The organism is Trichocoleus sp. FACHB-46, from assembly GCF_014695385.1.
Taxonomy (GTDB): Bacteria; Cyanobacteriota; Cyanobacteriia; order FACHB-46; family FACHB-46; genus Trichocoleus.
In genome coordinates, this window is record NZ_JACJOD010000032.1 from 138,661 (window position 1) to 153,285 (window position 14,625).

Consider the following 14,625-nt stretch of genomic DNA (forward strand, 5'->3'; position numbering starts at 1 on the left):
CTAAGGCTGATGCAGGAAATGTTTTGGCAGACAAGGAGCAAGAATGTCGGAGCGAGTACTGGTTGTTGGAGCCACAGGAGGAGTTGGGCAATTAGTCGTAGGCAAGCTACTGGAGAGAGGATTCTCTGTGCGAGCCCTGACCCGTAACTCTGCCAAAGCTCAGAAAATGTTTGGCGATCGCGTAGAGACAGCAGTGGGCGATATTCGTCAAGCAGAAACGTTGCCTGCGGCAATGCCAGATATTACGCACATCATTTGTTGTACTGGAACCACTGCTTTTCCTTCGGCTCGCTGGGAATTTGATTTGCCTCCACAAAATCAGTTGCAGCGCCTACAAGCCTGGGGAAAGATTTATTTCGATGCCAATTATCGCAATGCCAAAGCCAAAAACAATCCTGAAAAAGTAGATGCTGAAGGGGTTGCCCATCTAGTTAATGCGGCTCCTAAAAACCTCCAGCGATTTGTCTTTATTTCCTCTTGTGGGGTAGAGCATAAAGATAAACCGCCCTACAACTTATTGAATGCTTATGGCGTATTGGATGCGAAGGAGAAGGGAGAGCAAGCGATCGCGCGCTCAGGTTTACCCTACACCATCATCCGACCGGGACGACTGATTGATGGTCCTTATACTTCCTATGATCTCAATACCTTGCTGAAGGCAACCACCGGAGGTAAACAGGGAGTGGTACTAGGAACAGGAGATCGCTTATCGGGACAAACGAGTCGGATTGACGTGGCGGCTGCTTGTGTGGAATGTCTGAGCAGTGCAGCAACAGTCAGGAAAGTATTTGAAATTGTGAATCAAGGCACGAGACCACCAGCTCTCAGTTGGACAGAACTGTTCGCCCAACTAGCTTGAGGTGAACAGTTAAAGTCAGGCACTAGTCAAGCACTTGAGGCGATCGCTGCTTCTTGAATTAAAAGAATGGCGTTCTGGCTATAACGCTACATGGCCAGAACGCCATTCTAGTAGCGGCTGGCTTCAAACCGCACTTCGCTAAACCCATTGACCTGGCGGAGCTAGTCACAGCAATCACGAACTTAAAGGCAGTAGCGTCACTGTTATAAGCCGCTTGTGAGCGGACTTGATAGATGATTCTCAGGATGAGACTAATTAGTCAGGTCTTGGTCTCATAATTGATTTTCAAGACTCACATCTAGACCAAAGGTGAGACTCTTAGTCCAAGAAAGAACAAACTTACAGGGTTATATCAGTTCCCTGCACCTGTGCTATGGATTGAAACTAAAAAACTCGGATGAACTCTAGGGTTCCAAATTATGAATTACCAACTAGGAACTGGCATTGAATTTCAGTCAGCATTTTCCAAGCAGGATTGAGCTATACCTTTTTGTTTCGTTTTTTATTTCAGGGCGTGCTGCATGACACGAAAGCTTGGTCTCAAGCAGGCTCGATAAGACTCGCAAATAGACTCATAGCGAGACTCGAAATTCACAAAAGAGACAAGTGTTTTTCGAGATGGCGGATAACTGCTGCAGCTCCATTTTGGAAGAAGGAACTTGCCTGGCGGTTGTTTAGCGTTATCCCAATTCTCTAAATTCTATTTACAGATATTCGTAGGGGCAAACGGCCGTTCGCCCCTACAGCCAATCATTTGGAGTCCGATTTTTAGGAATTGGTATTAGATATTGGGCTTCTGGTGGTCTGGTTAAACATCGCATTGCCTTATGTCCGTGTGAGGTTTAACTAAACCTCGTTTTTAGTGACCAACCTTATTTGGCTACTTCACCTCTAACGTCGCTCCTCCCTGCTTACTTGAGATTCTTTTTTTAGTCGGCGTGGAATTGTTCGGTTTAGCTTTGTGGTTTGCCATTAGAACTTTCTTCAAGCACTCCTGGCAAAGCGAATCTTTTTGAACTCATCTAGTCAGTTCGGCGATCGCATTCAGCAGTTCATAAATATCTAATGGTTTGACCATATATTTCTGGAAACCGGATACTAATGCTCCTTCGTTATAGGCTCGCTCTGAAAGCTTGGTACTGTAGCCCGTCATCGCGATCGCTGGCAAAATCTTACGAGAATTTTTCTGCAAGCTTCTGATTTGCTTGAGCAGATCGTAACCGTCGCCATCAGGAAGTTGGATATCAGTAATGAGAATATCGGGTTCAAAAGATTGCAGTACTTCTAGAGCCTCGCGGACTGTGCCTGCTACCCTCACCTGAGTTCGCGCCTGACTCAAAAGCAGACTGAACAATTCTGCTGTGTCCGAGTCATCTTCAACGACCAAGATCGACAAGTCGTTGAGGAGTTCTAGAGTACTTGGCGCTTCACTCATCGGGTTGATGTGTTGCGGTGTACGCAATTATTCAAAAAGCCAGAGTTATTTGTGGGTAAGGCTTTTGTTTGCTGTCTTAAGCAGTTTGGACTAAAAATGGACTAAATTTTAACCCTTGTTTTGAGTTGCTTGGCTTGCCCCAGTAGGCTTTGCGATCGCGTAACTCAACTATAAACCGAGATGTCCAATTCGCTTCTACAAACTATTTCGAGGCAAAATATCTGTCAGCATCTATCGATTCGTGGCTTTTCCTTTCTAGCTTGAGCCTCCTAGATAAACCAGCCTGGACCCTAGATCAAAAGGCTATTACTATTGCCGACTTATTCTGTCTTGCGACAAGACTTATATTCTCTAAATAAGTCTCATTAAGAGATTGCTCATATTGAAGTGAGACGAGCTTTGCATTGCCCCACAGGGGATGAGAACTGTAGCGGCAGGTCTCGTGCTGGCTGTTTAATATCAGGACAACCCCAAGGAATTGCCCTTATCTGCTTCAACTGTCCTGCAACTATGCAATGCCCAGACTTCAGCCCTACCCATGAATAATGTAAAAGTCAGATCGTAAAAGGCTCGATCGCGTAGTTCTTCCATTTCCGTTGCACCCGCTCCGACACGTAAGGTCGAATCACGAACTGTGGCGGTTTACCTGCTTTGACATCGATCCGCAAAAAAGAATAAGGCCGTCGCTTTTGAGTGCCAGCTCCAGTTCTGCCTACATAGAGCAGCGATCGCGCTACCAAACGATCATCAGGGCTAGCAATGGTGCTGATGGATTCTTGCAGTTCTGGTCCTTCCAATCTCTGGCGACGCAGACTAAAACCACTGCCTCCACAAACGATCCAGTTGAGATGAGAATCGGCATGACCTGTGTCCAGGGTGCGGAGGTATTCCAAGCAGTGAGCGTGTCCATTGAGAACTAAATCTACCAAGGGAGCACCATCAGGCAACGGCCCTAGCTCAGCCGCTACTGCATCTAAAACTTGGCGCAAACGGTGACGAATCGCTAACGTTTGACCTTGGTGCCATTTGGTTGCTTCCGTAACATAAGGAGGATGATGAAAATAGAGCACACGTCCCCGCACTGCTTCTGTGTGCCAAGACTCAATCAGTCGTTGTTTCAGCCAATCCAGTTGCTCCTGATCTACAACCACAGTTTCGTCGGCTGCTAATTGTTTTTCAATATCTAACTTTGCTTCTTCCAGTTGCTCCAACTTAGTGCGCATGTCATCTAGGCGCTCAGCTTCTTCCGGTTGGTTAGGCTTCAGTGTCGTGGAAGTCGCTAGGATTTGTTGTTTTTGCTGCTCTAATTCATCTCGTTGTTTTTCTAAGACATGGCGGTAAGCTCTGCCCTCTCCTGTCGTGGGTAAAGGGAGCGGTGCATTAAATGTATTAGAGTCAAGCGCAAAGAAATCGATGCCGCCATAGCGAAAGGTGTAATAGCGATTCGGCAATCGCGTAAACTGCCCCGGCTCGTAACGGAGAGACAAACCTGTATCTGTTTTTGCGGTGTAATGAGTGTCTAAATGTTGAGCGATCGCTTGAGGCGAACCGAGTCGATTTAAGCAATCTAAAAATGCCTGAGCATATACCTTGCCTTGCCCAGAACCACGCCAACCAATATCAAAGTCTAAGTGGGATTGCAGTAAGCGACGGAACGGCAAGGTTGCCTGCACAAGCAAACCCAAGGCTAACGGCAGGTCATAGTAATCATGATTGCCAGGAGTAGGAAGAAAAGGAAAGTTGAACACCATGCGATCGTAAGGAATTTTTTCTGGTCGCTCCCCCCCGACTAGAAACTCACGATACGGCTCAATAAAATTTTTTAGATAGTACTCACTCGCACCCACCAAATAGATCACATCGCCTGTGTGCAACACAAAACGAGAGTTCTCTTGCTGGGCCAGCATCTGCTCTGCTACTTGCCGTTGAGGACTATGGCCGCGATGTTCTCCAGATCCACTATCTCCCACCACCAAAAAAGAGAAATCTGTATCTTCCGCTCCTCCATCCTCAATGACCAACCGAGTTTGATCAATTCCTCGCTCCAGCACCAGTGGATCTTGCCACCGAACTCGCTGCTGCATTTGGCGAATCTTGTCAGCGATCGGCGGGTCAGAAACAAATTTCATACGACATCATTTCCAAAGGAGGGAATTTGACCAACGTGAGCTTCAAGTTGCAACACTAGACTACCTTCTTGAATCTCCAACTGATGAACTCGCACTACCATATCTTCCCATTTGAGGTAGGGCAACTCCATCAGCTCTTTCATTTTCTTGAAGAAGGCAAAAGTCAGCCCAAAGGGTAATCCTTGACCGGGATGACAACGGAATTCCTCTAATAAAACAGGCCGCTCTTCGGTTCGAGGGTATATTACAGCCGAAAATCTAGTTCGCTGTTCTTGACCGTTCTCATTTCGCACCACATTTGCCATAAATTGAATTTTGCCGCCGCTCAACAATTGAATCTCCATAGGCGGCTGCAATTCCACCGTCACCATTTGACCGTCTACATTCAGATCCCAAGGAGACAAGTATTGCTTGAGGGCATCCGAGTTTAAAGTTTGGTTGAGGTCTACTTCTGTCAGCACAACTCGAACCGTTGTATCGACGGGATGGTCTAGCTTGAGCTTGCCGAACAGCGCACTTAGCGGGTTAATAGCTACTCCTTGCGTATGCACCTCTAGCTCTTGCACCCGGACATCAGGTTGCACCACCAGTCCTTGACCTGTCACAGAAACTTGCTTGGCCTGTCCCTGGACAATTTTTCCTAGATCAGTGCGTACATCTACTGCGATCGCGTCCGCAGCATCTAATTGGCTAGCCAACCCCGCTTCCACGACTTGAGCCAGTACTTGTTCTTCTAAACGCGGTTCTTCTGACATAAGTATGTTGTCCTAAATACTTTGATTTTTTATCAAATAAAAACAACGCCCCCCCTGGACGTTGCTTTAAAGTTTTGATCTTAAGGAACTCACCCGCAATCACAAGGAATTATCGAAACACTTAGTAAACGCCTTCCTGACGGTTGAGACGCTCATCATGCTTCAGAATGACCCAAATTGCATGGATGCTGCCAGGTAACCAACCCAACAAAGTCAGCACAATATTGATGATCAAAGTGGGGCCAATTCCCACAGTCAGGAAGATGCCTAGAGGAGGCACTAAAATACCTGCAAGAATGCGAACCAGTTTCATAGAATTCCTTCCGTTTGTTAAATTTGTTTTGTCTGTATTCTCCTAAACCCACCGCTCGAAATACTCCGTCGAATGGGCTATTTCATCACCAAGGCTGGGTAGATCCAGCCAGGGCAAATTTAGAGCCAGCGTGTAGCAGTAGAAACTAAACTTCAGTTTTTAGATCCACACTTCTCTCAGCAAAGTACCGATTCATGAAAGTGCTAACGAAAGACAGGATCACGGGACCGAGCAAGAAGGCAATCAAACCATCGACTCTGAATCCGGGAACTAAGACGGATGAGAGCCAGAAACAAAGACCGTTCACAACGAGCGAAAAAGCTCCCAAGGAGACAAAATTCAGAGGCAGGGAGAGCACGCTTAAAACAGGCTTGACACCAGCGTTCACTAAACCGATCGCGATCGCCGCAATTAAAGCAGCCGGGAAGGTGGCGATATCAACGCCAGGAACGGCTAAATCAACCACCAGCAAACTCAATGCAGTCGCGACCAGCGTTAAAAGATTACTAATCATCTTGGTTTTCCCTTAAACACAACAGTAAAACGCTTTAAAAGTTCTACGTTGATCGTGCAAGACCCAACCTGTCTATAACCTCTCTAAGAAGACAGATCTTCCAGTGGGGCTTAAGTCGTAGAAATCCATCGACTCAAATGCTGACTAATGCCGACACTGAAGCCTAAACCTCGTTTAAGATGTTTGGCGGAACAGGCGCTCTAATTAAAAAATGTGATGAGTCGAAAGCGGTGGGTTGTTTTAGCTCTGGCCTTGCTGATGATTGGGCTGGCTTGGGTGGGCGTCCTTGGTGCGCGGAGTGGTTTAGTAGTGCGTCAGATAGCGCGGAGCGATGTGCCCCTAATTTATCTGGCTCCCCAAAACCAGACTCGTGTTCCTGGAGTGCTGATTGCTCATGGCTTTGCGGGTTCTAAGCAACTGATGTTGGGCTATGGGCATGTATTAGCGCATGCTGGTTATGGAGTGATGCTGTGGGATTTCTCTGGACATGGTGGCAGTACGCTACCTCAGCGTGATTCTTTGCAAGCAGATTTACAAGTAGCTTATGAGGCCCTGGTGGCTCAGCCAGAGATAGATGCGACTCGCTTGGCGCTGTTGGGGCACTCAATGGGCAGCGGATCTGTGATGACGGCTGGCATTCAACAAGCCGATCGCTTTGCCGCTACTGTAGCGATCTCCCCCACGGGAGCCAAAGTCACACCCGAATCACCCCGAAACTTACAACTCCAGGCAGGCAGTTGGGAAGGTGGCTTCATAGCCAATGCCGAACGATTGCTAGACAGGGCAGGTGGAGAAAATGAAAACTTAGCAGCAGGACAAGGGCGATCGCTCGTGCTGATTCCCAAAGCCGAGCACATTACAATTCTGTTTCGTCAGGCGAGTCACCAAGCCGCTTTGCGTTGGCTAGATGCTACATTTGGTCGTCAAAACTCCAGTCTATATATAGATCGGCGCATGGCTTGGTATGGGTTGCATCTCCTGGGGTGGCTGCTCGCGATGGGAGCGATATTGCCATCTTTTGCAAGGTCGAGCCCAGCGTTGAGCCAGATTAGTAAATTTCAGGTGCGATCGCCGATTCGGCGCTGGGGCAGCTTGCTGGTTTCGGCTTTAGCAGCCAGCGGTACCATCCCGTTGCTAGGAGGCGGGAAAAATTTAGCAGCACTGGGGGGTGTGCAAGTCGGAGGAGCAGTGGCCCTGTGGTTTGGCATTGCAGGAATTCTCTGGCTAGGACTGCTAACTCAATTTCCGCGCCCGACGCTTCGCGCTCTGCTGTTAGGTCTCTCGGTCTTCGCACTCTTGTGGATTGGCTTTGGCCTGATGGCTCAACTCGTCTGGTTGCAATGGTGGCTCATTCCGACTCGCTTAGCCCTTTGGCCTTGGCTAGCCCTGGGGTTTTTACCGTGGTTTTTAGCCTCTGGTATGGCTCAGCAGGATATCTCAGGTGGTTCCCGAATTGTATGGTGGTTGGGTCAGAGCATTGCCCTAGTCATAGGAATTTTTCTGATGCTGCAATTTTCTCCCCAACTGGGTTTTCTCTATATCCTGCTGCCTCTGTTTCCACTGTTTATGGCTCTCTTTGCTTACGTGGCCGCTCTACTCAACAGTACTTGGGGTTATGCTTTAGGCTGTGCGTTGTTCTTTGGGTGGGCGATCGCGGCAGCTTTTCCCCTCGCTTCGTAAGCAAGCAAAAGCCTCTGCGACTGACGCAGAGGCTCGAATTTCTCAGAAACTATTTAACAAAAACCAGATCTCAAACTCTAGCCGTATCAAATTAGAGTTTAGTAGACACCACGACGGCCACTAACAGCGTAGTAAATAAAGAGAGCCACGATCGCGCCTAAAACAGCAACCAAAATACCACCTAAGCTTAAGCCAGCCGAAGTTAGGGCTAGCGATCCTGTCGTAAGGAAGCTAAAGAGGCTACCACCCACAAAGGCACCAATAATTCCTAACAACATTGTGCCGAGGATACCGCCACCCTGACTACCAGGATAGATCGCTTTAGCGATAGCACCCGCAATTAAACCTAATACGATCCAAGCCAAAATATTCATCTTTGTTCTCCTTTCTTAAAAACTATGGGTTCTAAATAAACGTTCTAAACTTGATGCATGAATTCTTGAACACATTTATAAGTTATCGAACCACCTAGGACTTTCCGAACTATCACAAGAGAGAAAGCTGTTCTTGCCTGCGGCAGAGTTTGGTTCAGTTCGGTCTCTACCTATGCGTAGAGTGGTGGCAAAAAAATAGGGGCAATAACCCTTTGGAAGTTACTGCCCCAGAATTAGATAGTACTCGCTATCTAAACTTGCTATTTAGCTATTTAAGCGATCGCTTATGCAGGAATTAGCACAGTATCGATAATATGAATGACACCATTATCAGCAGCAACATCGGGAGTTGTGACTGTGGAATCATTAATTTTGACACCACTGGAAGCATCAATTTTTACATCTGAACCTTCAACGGTAGTCGCTGATTTCAGCTTAGTGACATCCGCTGCCATCACTTTTCCAGAGACGACATGATAGGTCAAGATTTTTGTGAGCTTAGGCACATCTTGAAGTAGTGCATCTACAGTTCCTGCGGGAAGCTTAGCAAATGCTTCGTCGGTCGGTGCAAAGACTGTAAATGGACCTTCACCTTTAAGTGTATCGACTAAATTGGCAGCCTTGACTGCGGCAACTAGGGTGCTGAATGAACCAGCATTAACGGCAGTATCAACAATGTCAGCCACGTATTCACCTAGTTTTTTGTCTCTGTTGATCAGCTTAGACTACTTCTCGAAAAATAGCTCTTACTATTTCAAAATTCCTAAATCCGTTGAAGTAAATCATAAAAAATCTGGTGTTTTAATCTGTTTTTAATCAAGCAATAACTAAATGTGCTTTTGCATCCTCAGCAAAAATTAGCCGTAGCAATCTGAATCAACAATAATTTTTTCAGATCTACCCATTTAGGATGAAGCTAAATTTTAGTATTAGGTGGTTGACGCAATCTCGCATTAACTTATATGGAATTTTGAGTTAGTTCAAATACCCTGAAATCCAACATATAGCAATTCTAAATGGGTGTACTTCTCCAACTCACCTCTACTGATACGGCCCTAAACTCATTACTATCCTTTCCATGCCACATAGTTCTGATGACGGTTTCTGCGGAAAAATATCACCAACTTTTGCAAAATCAAGGTTTTCAATTTTGTCCGGTTGATGCCACCTCTAATTTGGCAATTTTGGCCTGTCCCATCGCAGATGACCAAGGGATAATAGGAGACTTGTGGCTATTTAAGCAATCCACAGAAGCATTTACTAAACCAGAAATTGGCCTGGTACACCAAGTTGCCAATCAATGTGCGATCGCGATTCGTCAAGCACGTCTCTATCAGGCAGCGCAACAGCAAGTTGAAGAACTAGAGCGCTTAAATCATCTAAAGGATGATTTCCTGAACACAGTCTCCCACGAATTACGCACACCGCTGACCAGCATCAGAATGGCAATTCAACTGCTAGAAATCACCCTCAAGCAGCCAGAAATAGTCAAAGCAAAAGCAACCCATTATCTTCAAATCCTTCGCAATGAGTGCCAGCGAGAGATGCGACTCATTAATGATCTGCTAGATTTAGCGCGTCTTGATGCAAATATCGATCCCTTAGCACTAACGATCGCGAATCTAGGCGAATGGATTATCCCAGTGATCGAGCCTTTTACAGACCGAATTTGCCAGCAACAACAATGCCTACAAATTGCGATCCCGCCTCAACTCCCCCCATTAGAAACCAATTTTTCTTACCTAGAACGGATACTGAGCGAACTGCTCAACAATGCTTACAAATACACTCCTCTCCAGGGAAGCATCACCATCTCAGCCCAGGCGACAGCGACAAACTTAGAATTGCAAGTAAGCAACTCAGGAATAGAAGTTCCTGAGAAAGAACTCAACTACATCTTTGACAAGTTTTACCGCATTCCTAGTAATGATCCTTGGAAACATGGCGGCACAGGACTAGGACTAGCTTTAGTCAAGAAGCGAGTAGAACAAATTCAAGGCACTATTGAGGTGGCTAAGAAGGACGATGCGATCGCCTTTACACTACATCTTCCTTGGTGCGTCGCCTAGAATTTAGCCTCCAGTCTTACTTCAGATGCCAAGCCGTATAAAAAGCGGCATAAGGTAATTGTTGGGCGCAATACCAAAGCAGCTTGTAACACTCCTGGGCTTGAGAAGAAGGTTTTTCCTTGGGTTTGTCTTTGGTCAGATCTGTCTGAGTTGCAGAGCCAAAACCTCTCAGAGTAGAAACAATCATTGGTAACTGTTCTTGTAGGAGAATCTCTCTTAAGTTCTCACCAATGCGGCGATAGAGAGTCGTAGAGCGTTGAGATTGCAACAGTTGCAGCAACATCTCAACTGCTTGAGGGTGTCCTGGCTGGAGATGCCCCAATTGACAAGCCAGCCGCCGCTGACTAGAAGCATCCGTCGCCGCTGTCAAACGCTGTTCCAAAGACGCGATCGCTTGGGCTGGATCTCTTTGCACTTGGGATTTAGTCTTGCGCTTTAGCTTGGGGAATGGTGCAGGTTTTCGATGCGCTTGGATGAACTGGGTAGCGATCGCATTACCTGGATCTAACTGCAACAAATTCTCTGCTGCTTGCAGACATAAAGCCTGCTCCGGTGCTGACTTAATCAGGTTGATTAGAGTGGTGGCGGCGATCGCATTGCCTGGATCAAGTTTACCGAGTGCGTAAGCAGCTTTCCGCCGCAACGAATCTTGCTTAGTAGTGGCAATGAGTTCTGTCAGGGTTGCGATCGCCAGAGAATTGCCAGGGTCAACTTTGCCTAAGCTCTCCCCAATTTGGAGCCGCAACGGTTCACTCTGTAGCGTTTGGAGGAACTGTGTCATTGCTGCGATCGCTACTGAATTTCCTGGATCAAAAGTTTTACCTAAGCTATAGGCGGCATTCCAACGGGCAAAGAAGTTGGAGGTAGATTGAATAAATTGTTCTAACGCCGCGATTGCTTGGGTGCGATCGCTTTGCAGCAATGCCACTCTCGCTCCCTCTTGTGCTGGAAATGGGTAGCAGTGCCAATGCTCCTGAGAGTCGAACTCACCAAACCGCCAGCGGAGTAACTGAGCCAAGATAGACTCTGCATCAGGATATTCGGGAAACTCTGTCAAACCTGCGGCTGCGAGAAAATAAGCTTGATAGTGATAGAACCCGCCACAGCCATCCTCCCATGCTGTGAGGGCTTGCAGAAAAGCGGTCTTCTCTGTAGCGGATATATCGAAGCGTCCTAACCACAGCAAGATCACCTCTCGCCACTGGGAGGAAAAGACGAGCGGAGACGCTTCTAGATCTACCGTTGAGTTAGCAGCAGTTGCAGGGAGAAAGCAGCGCCAATCTGCGATCGCTTGCGCGGCAAAATACTCCTGAAACGTAGGATGGTAAAAGGCGTAGATCTTTTCTCCGGATGCAGTAGAGATCCCCACTTGATTCAGCCAGCCTAAATTGAGAGCCAGATCTAGCAACTCTAAGGACTGTTCTCTAAAGACTTGCTGCACAAACGACTGAGACAATCGGAACTTAGTATTTGCTTGAGCCAATCCCTGCAAAGCCAGATGCCCCAAGGCTTGATTCAGTTGCCAGCGTTGCGCCCAAGTCGTAGGAAAGCGATCTTGCTTCCACTCGTAGATAGTATCGACAAACTGTTGATATAGCGCTGCTTTCGAGTTAGGCAAAGTCCCTTGGCTGAGTGACCAAGCTCGACAGAGTAAGGCCAGTCGCAACGGATTTTTTACCACATCTTTGATCCGTCGTCGCTCCAGCTTATCGAGTTCTGCCTGCAAGCGATCGCCCAATGTGGGGTGTTGATGAAACCAACGCTGAATAAATTGTCCTACCTGATCTGCACTGACAGCATCTCCATGACTAAACGTGAGATTACGATAGGTGGTAAAGGTTTCTAGCGCATTTTTGCCACTATCCCAAACATTGAGACGACAGGTGAGAATCACATGAGCATCGGCAACCCAACCCCGCAACTGCTTCGCGATCGCTGCCAAAGCTGAACTCGCTTCCGTTGCCATCTCATCCACTGCATCCAGTAGCAACCACACTCGCCCTTGATTAAACTGCGTTCCTAGGGCTTCTCGTAACTCAGTTGAAACCGTGACTTTGCGAGTTGCTGCTTTCAACCAATCTTGTAGTAAGTACTGCTCTAGACTAGCTCCCTGCAAATCTGCCAAGGAGATCCATATCGGCAAAGCTTGTTGTTCTAGCAACCAACGGGCAATTTTTTGTAGCAATGTGGTTTTGCCCGCTCCTGGTTCTCCGGCAATCGCAATTCGCTTCGCCAATCCGGGCTGCTGCAACTGTTCTAGAAATTGCTCTAGAGCAAATTGAGCTGTATCTCCCTCTTCCGCCTCATAGAGTTTCGAGCCTTGATCTGCCCTCACCTCTGTATCTCGCCGCTCCTGTTGTTTGCGCTCCACCAACCCTAGCGGCACATAGACTTCATCCAACTCAAAGGCCACGCCATCTCCTACGGTTAGCGGATTGGTTGTGAGCCGTTGATACTGTTGTGCCTCCAAAACGTCTCGGCACCATTGCCACCACATATCTGTTTCGGACGCATCACCGCTCGCCTCTACAACTGCAACTTCTGCATTGTAAGTTGTGCTTTTCTGCGTAGACTGCTTCGACTTTTGGGACCGCCGCTGCTCCCACTCCTGCTCAAATCGCTCTAAGTTGGCTTTGCGATCGCGCCGAGGATGCCATAGCTTCAAGGTGAAATGCCAAGTTTCCGATCCACCACGATTGGGGCGATTATCCTCCAGGAGTTCCAGAAAATCCTCCAGCCGTCGCAATGCTTCCTTAATCTGTTCTCCGGTTAAAGGGGTAGTCGCAATCTTGGTTAAAGCCTCCAAGAACCGTACCTTCGTCCGCACCACCAATCGCTGTTCCGTCTGCCAATGCACCTGAATCTGCGATCGCAACCCATCCAAAGTCCCCTCATCACAGTCCAGCTCATCATTGGCGTAATCCAACAACACCGCCAACAACTGCTGCGATCGCTTCTTCACTTCCGGGCCATAACTCAGGCGTGCCATTGGTAGAACAACCAGCGCTGAAAAGCGGTTTTGTAGACTGCGTTGCAACATAGTCTACACTTCTAATAATCTCTTCTCTATTTTTTCACCTGTTGGGGTGTAACTGAAGCTGAGCGTAAAAAGGTCAAAGAGTCTTAGCTCAAGAACGTTTCTACTACAATTGTTTGCGAGTAGGCCAATACCAAGATTTACAACTATTACAGGTGAAGTATTTTACTAGGGCAGAGGTGTTGTATTGGGGTTTGCACCATGTTTAATCATGAAGAAGATCTACCTCTTTTCTTTAGTCTAATCCGAGCAGGAGACGTGGAAAGAGTAAAAGAACTAATTGCTATTGGACATAATGTAAATGCTGCCTTTGAAGATGGAAGGACACCACTCATATCAGCGGCCCATCATGGACATTTTGAAATTGTCAAACTGTTAGTTGAGGCAGGTGCAGATGTTAATGCTGTTGATGCAGAGCAAAATTCACCGCTCTTCTCTGCTGCATATCGTGGCTTTCAAAACATAGTTCAATACTTGACTCCAATAACCGATCTGAAACTACAGGAAACTGTTCAACAGCAGTTGGAAGAAATCTAACTACTTGGACCAGCGCTTAGAGTAGGCATTGCCGAAATGTATATGAATGCATGAAGTGCGGTCGCCCTAGCTCCCCATCTTCAACCAACCAAAAACTTGATTCACTGTTAAGGTCAGCTCAATCCCTGGTAACACAGGCAAAAGGTAAGGGGTTAAGGCGTTACCGTAACCATGTTCTAGCATCCTCTACAGATGTGTTCTGAGTTTAGCAAAGAGAACAGTGAGCGATCGCAATGATTCAATCTTCAACGGGATATGACAACATCAATTTGTTAAGATTCTGCAATTACTAGCTCGCAAGCCGTAAATCAGCGATTATAGGTAATTCAAACAAATTATTGCTGAGCAAGCGTTTTGAGAAAAATAAAATTTCTAAATTCTCAATCTCACCAGACGTTGGATTCAATCGAGCAATGATTTCGTCACCAATCTCTTCAGATTCTTGATCGGAGTAAGGAGAGCATTTATCGATGTACAGGATATCTCCTGCACGATCATATCGAAAGGTTAGCTTTTCTTCCATATCACCTGGCCTCCAGTCAGCTTACGAGCAGTATAAGCTGTCACAATCCAATATCTTACTGAGCTTGTATCTGTAACAGTAACCACAATGAAGTATCTTCCTGTTCGGATCGTATCAAACCATTTGGAGAATAGTAGAGCATTTTCATCTCGTTCGCTCTGGCGGATCAGATCCGGATCTACAAGCGTGATGCTCAACTGCTCCAAATACTCAGGTAATGTGCCTGGATGTGTCTGAATAATATGCTGCTCTCTTTCGTCCGTTAATTCAATGTCTGTTCCTAAATAAGAACAAGGGAAAAATCGAGTCATGGCTATTATTAGCTTCTAGAAAGCCCAGTCCCAGTGTATGGGGTTGAGTTGATAGTGCGATCGCCCTAGTAGGTTGAGTTGTAGCGCAC

The 14,625-nt window shown here is 46.9% G+C and carries 14 protein-coding genes; 4 read left to right on the forward strand and 10 right to left on the reverse strand.

Translation table 11 applies throughout. The annotated features are described in order from the left end of the window. Positions 1-43 precede the first annotated feature (43 nt). A complete protein-coding gene (locus H6F72_RS20785) occupies positions 44-859 on the forward strand; it encodes an SDR family oxidoreductase (protein WP_190440187.1) in 816 nt (271 codons plus the stop codon). Positions 860-1,877: 1,018 nt separating this feature from the next. Here H6F72_RS20785 and H6F72_RS20790 read toward each other — a convergent pair. The 5 genes from H6F72_RS20790 to H6F72_RS20810 all read right to left on the reverse strand — a co-directional run bounded on the left by H6F72_RS20790 (position 1,878) and on the right by H6F72_RS20810 (position 6,005). Next, a complete protein-coding gene (locus H6F72_RS20790; RefSeq protein ID WP_190440192.1) occupies positions 1,878-2,294 on the reverse strand; it encodes a response regulator in 417 nt (138 codons plus the stop codon). A gap of 554 nt (positions 2,295-2,848) precedes the next feature. Then, positions 2,849-4,423 carry a metallophosphoesterase gene (locus H6F72_RS20795; protein ID WP_190440194.1) on the reverse strand — a complete coding sequence of 525 codons (1,575 nt, stop codon included), beginning with the start codon at positions 4,421-4,423 and terminating at the stop codon, positions 2,849-2,851. Next, entirely contained in the window at positions 4,420-5,178 is a 759-nt protein-coding gene (locus H6F72_RS20800; protein WP_190440197.1) for a DUF2993 domain-containing protein, read from the reverse strand. The genes H6F72_RS20795 and H6F72_RS20800 overlap by 4 nt, the downstream gene beginning before the upstream one ends. Positions 5,179-5,299: 121 nt before the next feature. Beyond that, positions 5,300-5,491, reverse strand: coding sequence for a YqaE/Pmp3 family membrane protein (locus H6F72_RS20805; RefSeq protein ID WP_190440200.1), 192 nt, complete (start codon positions 5,489-5,491; stop codon positions 5,300-5,302). 145 nt (positions 5,492-5,636) lie between these two features. Further along, positions 5,637-6,005: a phage holin family protein gene (locus H6F72_RS20810; protein ID WP_190440201.1), complete on the reverse strand. Its 369-nt coding sequence runs from the start codon at positions 6,003-6,005 to the stop codon at positions 5,637-5,639. 216 nt (positions 6,006-6,221) lie between these two features. Between H6F72_RS20810 and H6F72_RS20815 the strand changes: the two genes are divergently transcribed. Beyond that, positions 6,222-7,685, forward strand: a complete 1,464-nt coding sequence (locus tag H6F72_RS20815) for an alpha/beta fold hydrolase (protein ID WP_190440202.1) — start codon at positions 6,222-6,224, stop codon at positions 7,683-7,685. Positions 7,686-7,783: 98 nt separating this feature from the next. On the opposite strand, the gene H6F72_RS20820 is transcribed toward H6F72_RS20815, so the two are convergent. Beyond that, positions 7,784-8,059, reverse strand: a complete 276-nt coding sequence (locus H6F72_RS20820) for a GlsB/YeaQ/YmgE family stress response membrane protein (RefSeq protein ID WP_190440204.1) — start codon at positions 8,057-8,059, stop codon at positions 7,784-7,786. A 284-nt stretch (positions 8,060-8,343) separates the two neighbouring features. Then, positions 8,344-8,745, reverse strand: a complete 402-nt coding sequence (locus H6F72_RS20825) for a fasciclin domain-containing protein (RefSeq protein WP_190440206.1) — start codon at positions 8,743-8,745, stop codon at positions 8,344-8,346. Positions 8,746-9,153: 408 nt separating this feature from the next. Here H6F72_RS20825 and H6F72_RS20830 point away from each other — a divergent pair, with 408 nt between their 5' ends. Then, positions 9,154-10,128 (forward strand): ATP-binding protein, encoded by a 975-nt coding sequence (locus H6F72_RS20830; protein WP_190440208.1) that lies wholly within the window; start codon positions 9,154-9,156, stop codon positions 10,126-10,128. 16 nt (positions 10,129-10,144) lie between these two features. Here the strand turns inward: H6F72_RS20830 and H6F72_RS20835 are convergent, their stop codons facing one another. Then, on the reverse strand, positions 10,145-13,168 hold the full coding sequence (locus H6F72_RS20835) for an NACHT domain-containing NTPase (RefSeq protein ID WP_199299219.1): 3,024 nt from the start codon (positions 13,166-13,168) through the stop codon (positions 10,145-10,147). Positions 13,169-13,366: 198 nt separating this feature from the next. Between H6F72_RS20835 and H6F72_RS20840 the strand changes: the two genes are divergently transcribed. Next, on the forward strand, positions 13,367-13,702 hold the full coding sequence (locus tag H6F72_RS20840) for an ankyrin repeat domain-containing protein (protein ID WP_190440210.1): 336 nt from the start codon (positions 13,367-13,369) through the stop codon (positions 13,700-13,702). A gap of 289 nt (positions 13,703-13,991) precedes the next feature. Here H6F72_RS20840 and H6F72_RS20845 read toward each other — a convergent pair whose 3' ends face one another. Next, on the reverse strand, positions 13,992-14,225 hold the full coding sequence (locus H6F72_RS20845) for a DUF2283 domain-containing protein (protein WP_190440212.1): 234 nt from the start codon (positions 14,223-14,225) through the stop codon (positions 13,992-13,994). Then, on the reverse strand, positions 14,210-14,536 hold the full coding sequence (locus H6F72_RS20850) for a hypothetical protein (protein ID WP_190440214.1): 327 nt from the start codon (positions 14,534-14,536) through the stop codon (positions 14,210-14,212). Before H6F72_RS20850 ends, H6F72_RS20845 begins: the two co-directional genes overlap by 16 nt. Positions 14,537-14,625 lie beyond the last annotated feature (89 nt).

What these genes read in the sequence shown, in the direction of transcription:
- H6F72_RS20785 (WP_190440187.1), top strand. Translation starts at nt 44, where the DNA reads ATGTCGGAGCGAGTACTGGTTGTTGGAGCCACAGGAGGAGTTGGGCAA.
- H6F72_RS20790 (WP_190440192.1), bottom strand. Translation starts at nt 2,294, where the DNA reads ATGAGTGAAGCGCCAAGTACTCTAGAACTCCTCAACGACTTGTCGATC.
- H6F72_RS20795 (WP_190440194.1), bottom strand. Translation starts at nt 4,423, where the DNA reads ATGAAATTTGTTTCTGACCCGCCGATCGCTGACAAGATTCGCCAAATG.
- H6F72_RS20800 (WP_190440197.1), bottom strand. Translation starts at nt 5,178, where the DNA reads ATGTCAGAAGAACCGCGTTTAGAAGAACAAGTACTGGCTCAAGTCGTG.
- H6F72_RS20805 (WP_190440200.1), bottom strand. Translation starts at nt 5,491, where the DNA reads ATGAAACTGGTTCGCATTCTTGCAGGTATTTTAGTGCCTCCTCTAGGC.
- H6F72_RS20810 (WP_190440201.1), bottom strand. Translation starts at nt 6,005, where the DNA reads ATGATTAGTAATCTTTTAACGCTGGTCGCGACTGCATTGAGTTTGCTG.
- H6F72_RS20815 (WP_190440202.1), top strand. Translation starts at nt 6,222, where the DNA reads ATGAGTCGAAAGCGGTGGGTTGTTTTAGCTCTGGCCTTGCTGATGATT.
- H6F72_RS20820 (WP_190440204.1), bottom strand. Translation starts at nt 8,059, where the DNA reads ATGAATATTTTGGCTTGGATCGTATTAGGTTTAATTGCGGGTGCTATC.
- H6F72_RS20830 (WP_190440208.1), top strand. Translation starts at nt 9,154, where the DNA reads ATGACGGTTTCTGCGGAAAAATATCACCAACTTTTGCAAAATCAAGGT.
- H6F72_RS20835 (WP_199299219.1), bottom strand. Translation starts at nt 13,168, where the DNA reads ATGTTGCAACGCAGTCTACAAAACCGCTTTTCAGCGCTGGTTGTTCTA.
- H6F72_RS20840 (WP_190440210.1), top strand. Translation starts at nt 13,367, where the DNA reads ATGTTTAATCATGAAGAAGATCTACCTCTTTTCTTTAGTCTAATCCGA.
- H6F72_RS20845 (WP_190440212.1), bottom strand. Translation starts at nt 14,225, where the DNA reads ATGGAAGAAAAGCTAACCTTTCGATATGATCGTGCAGGAGATATCCTG.
- H6F72_RS20850 (WP_190440214.1), bottom strand. Translation starts at nt 14,536, where the DNA reads ATGACTCGATTTTTCCCTTGTTCTTATTTAGGAACAGACATTGAATTA.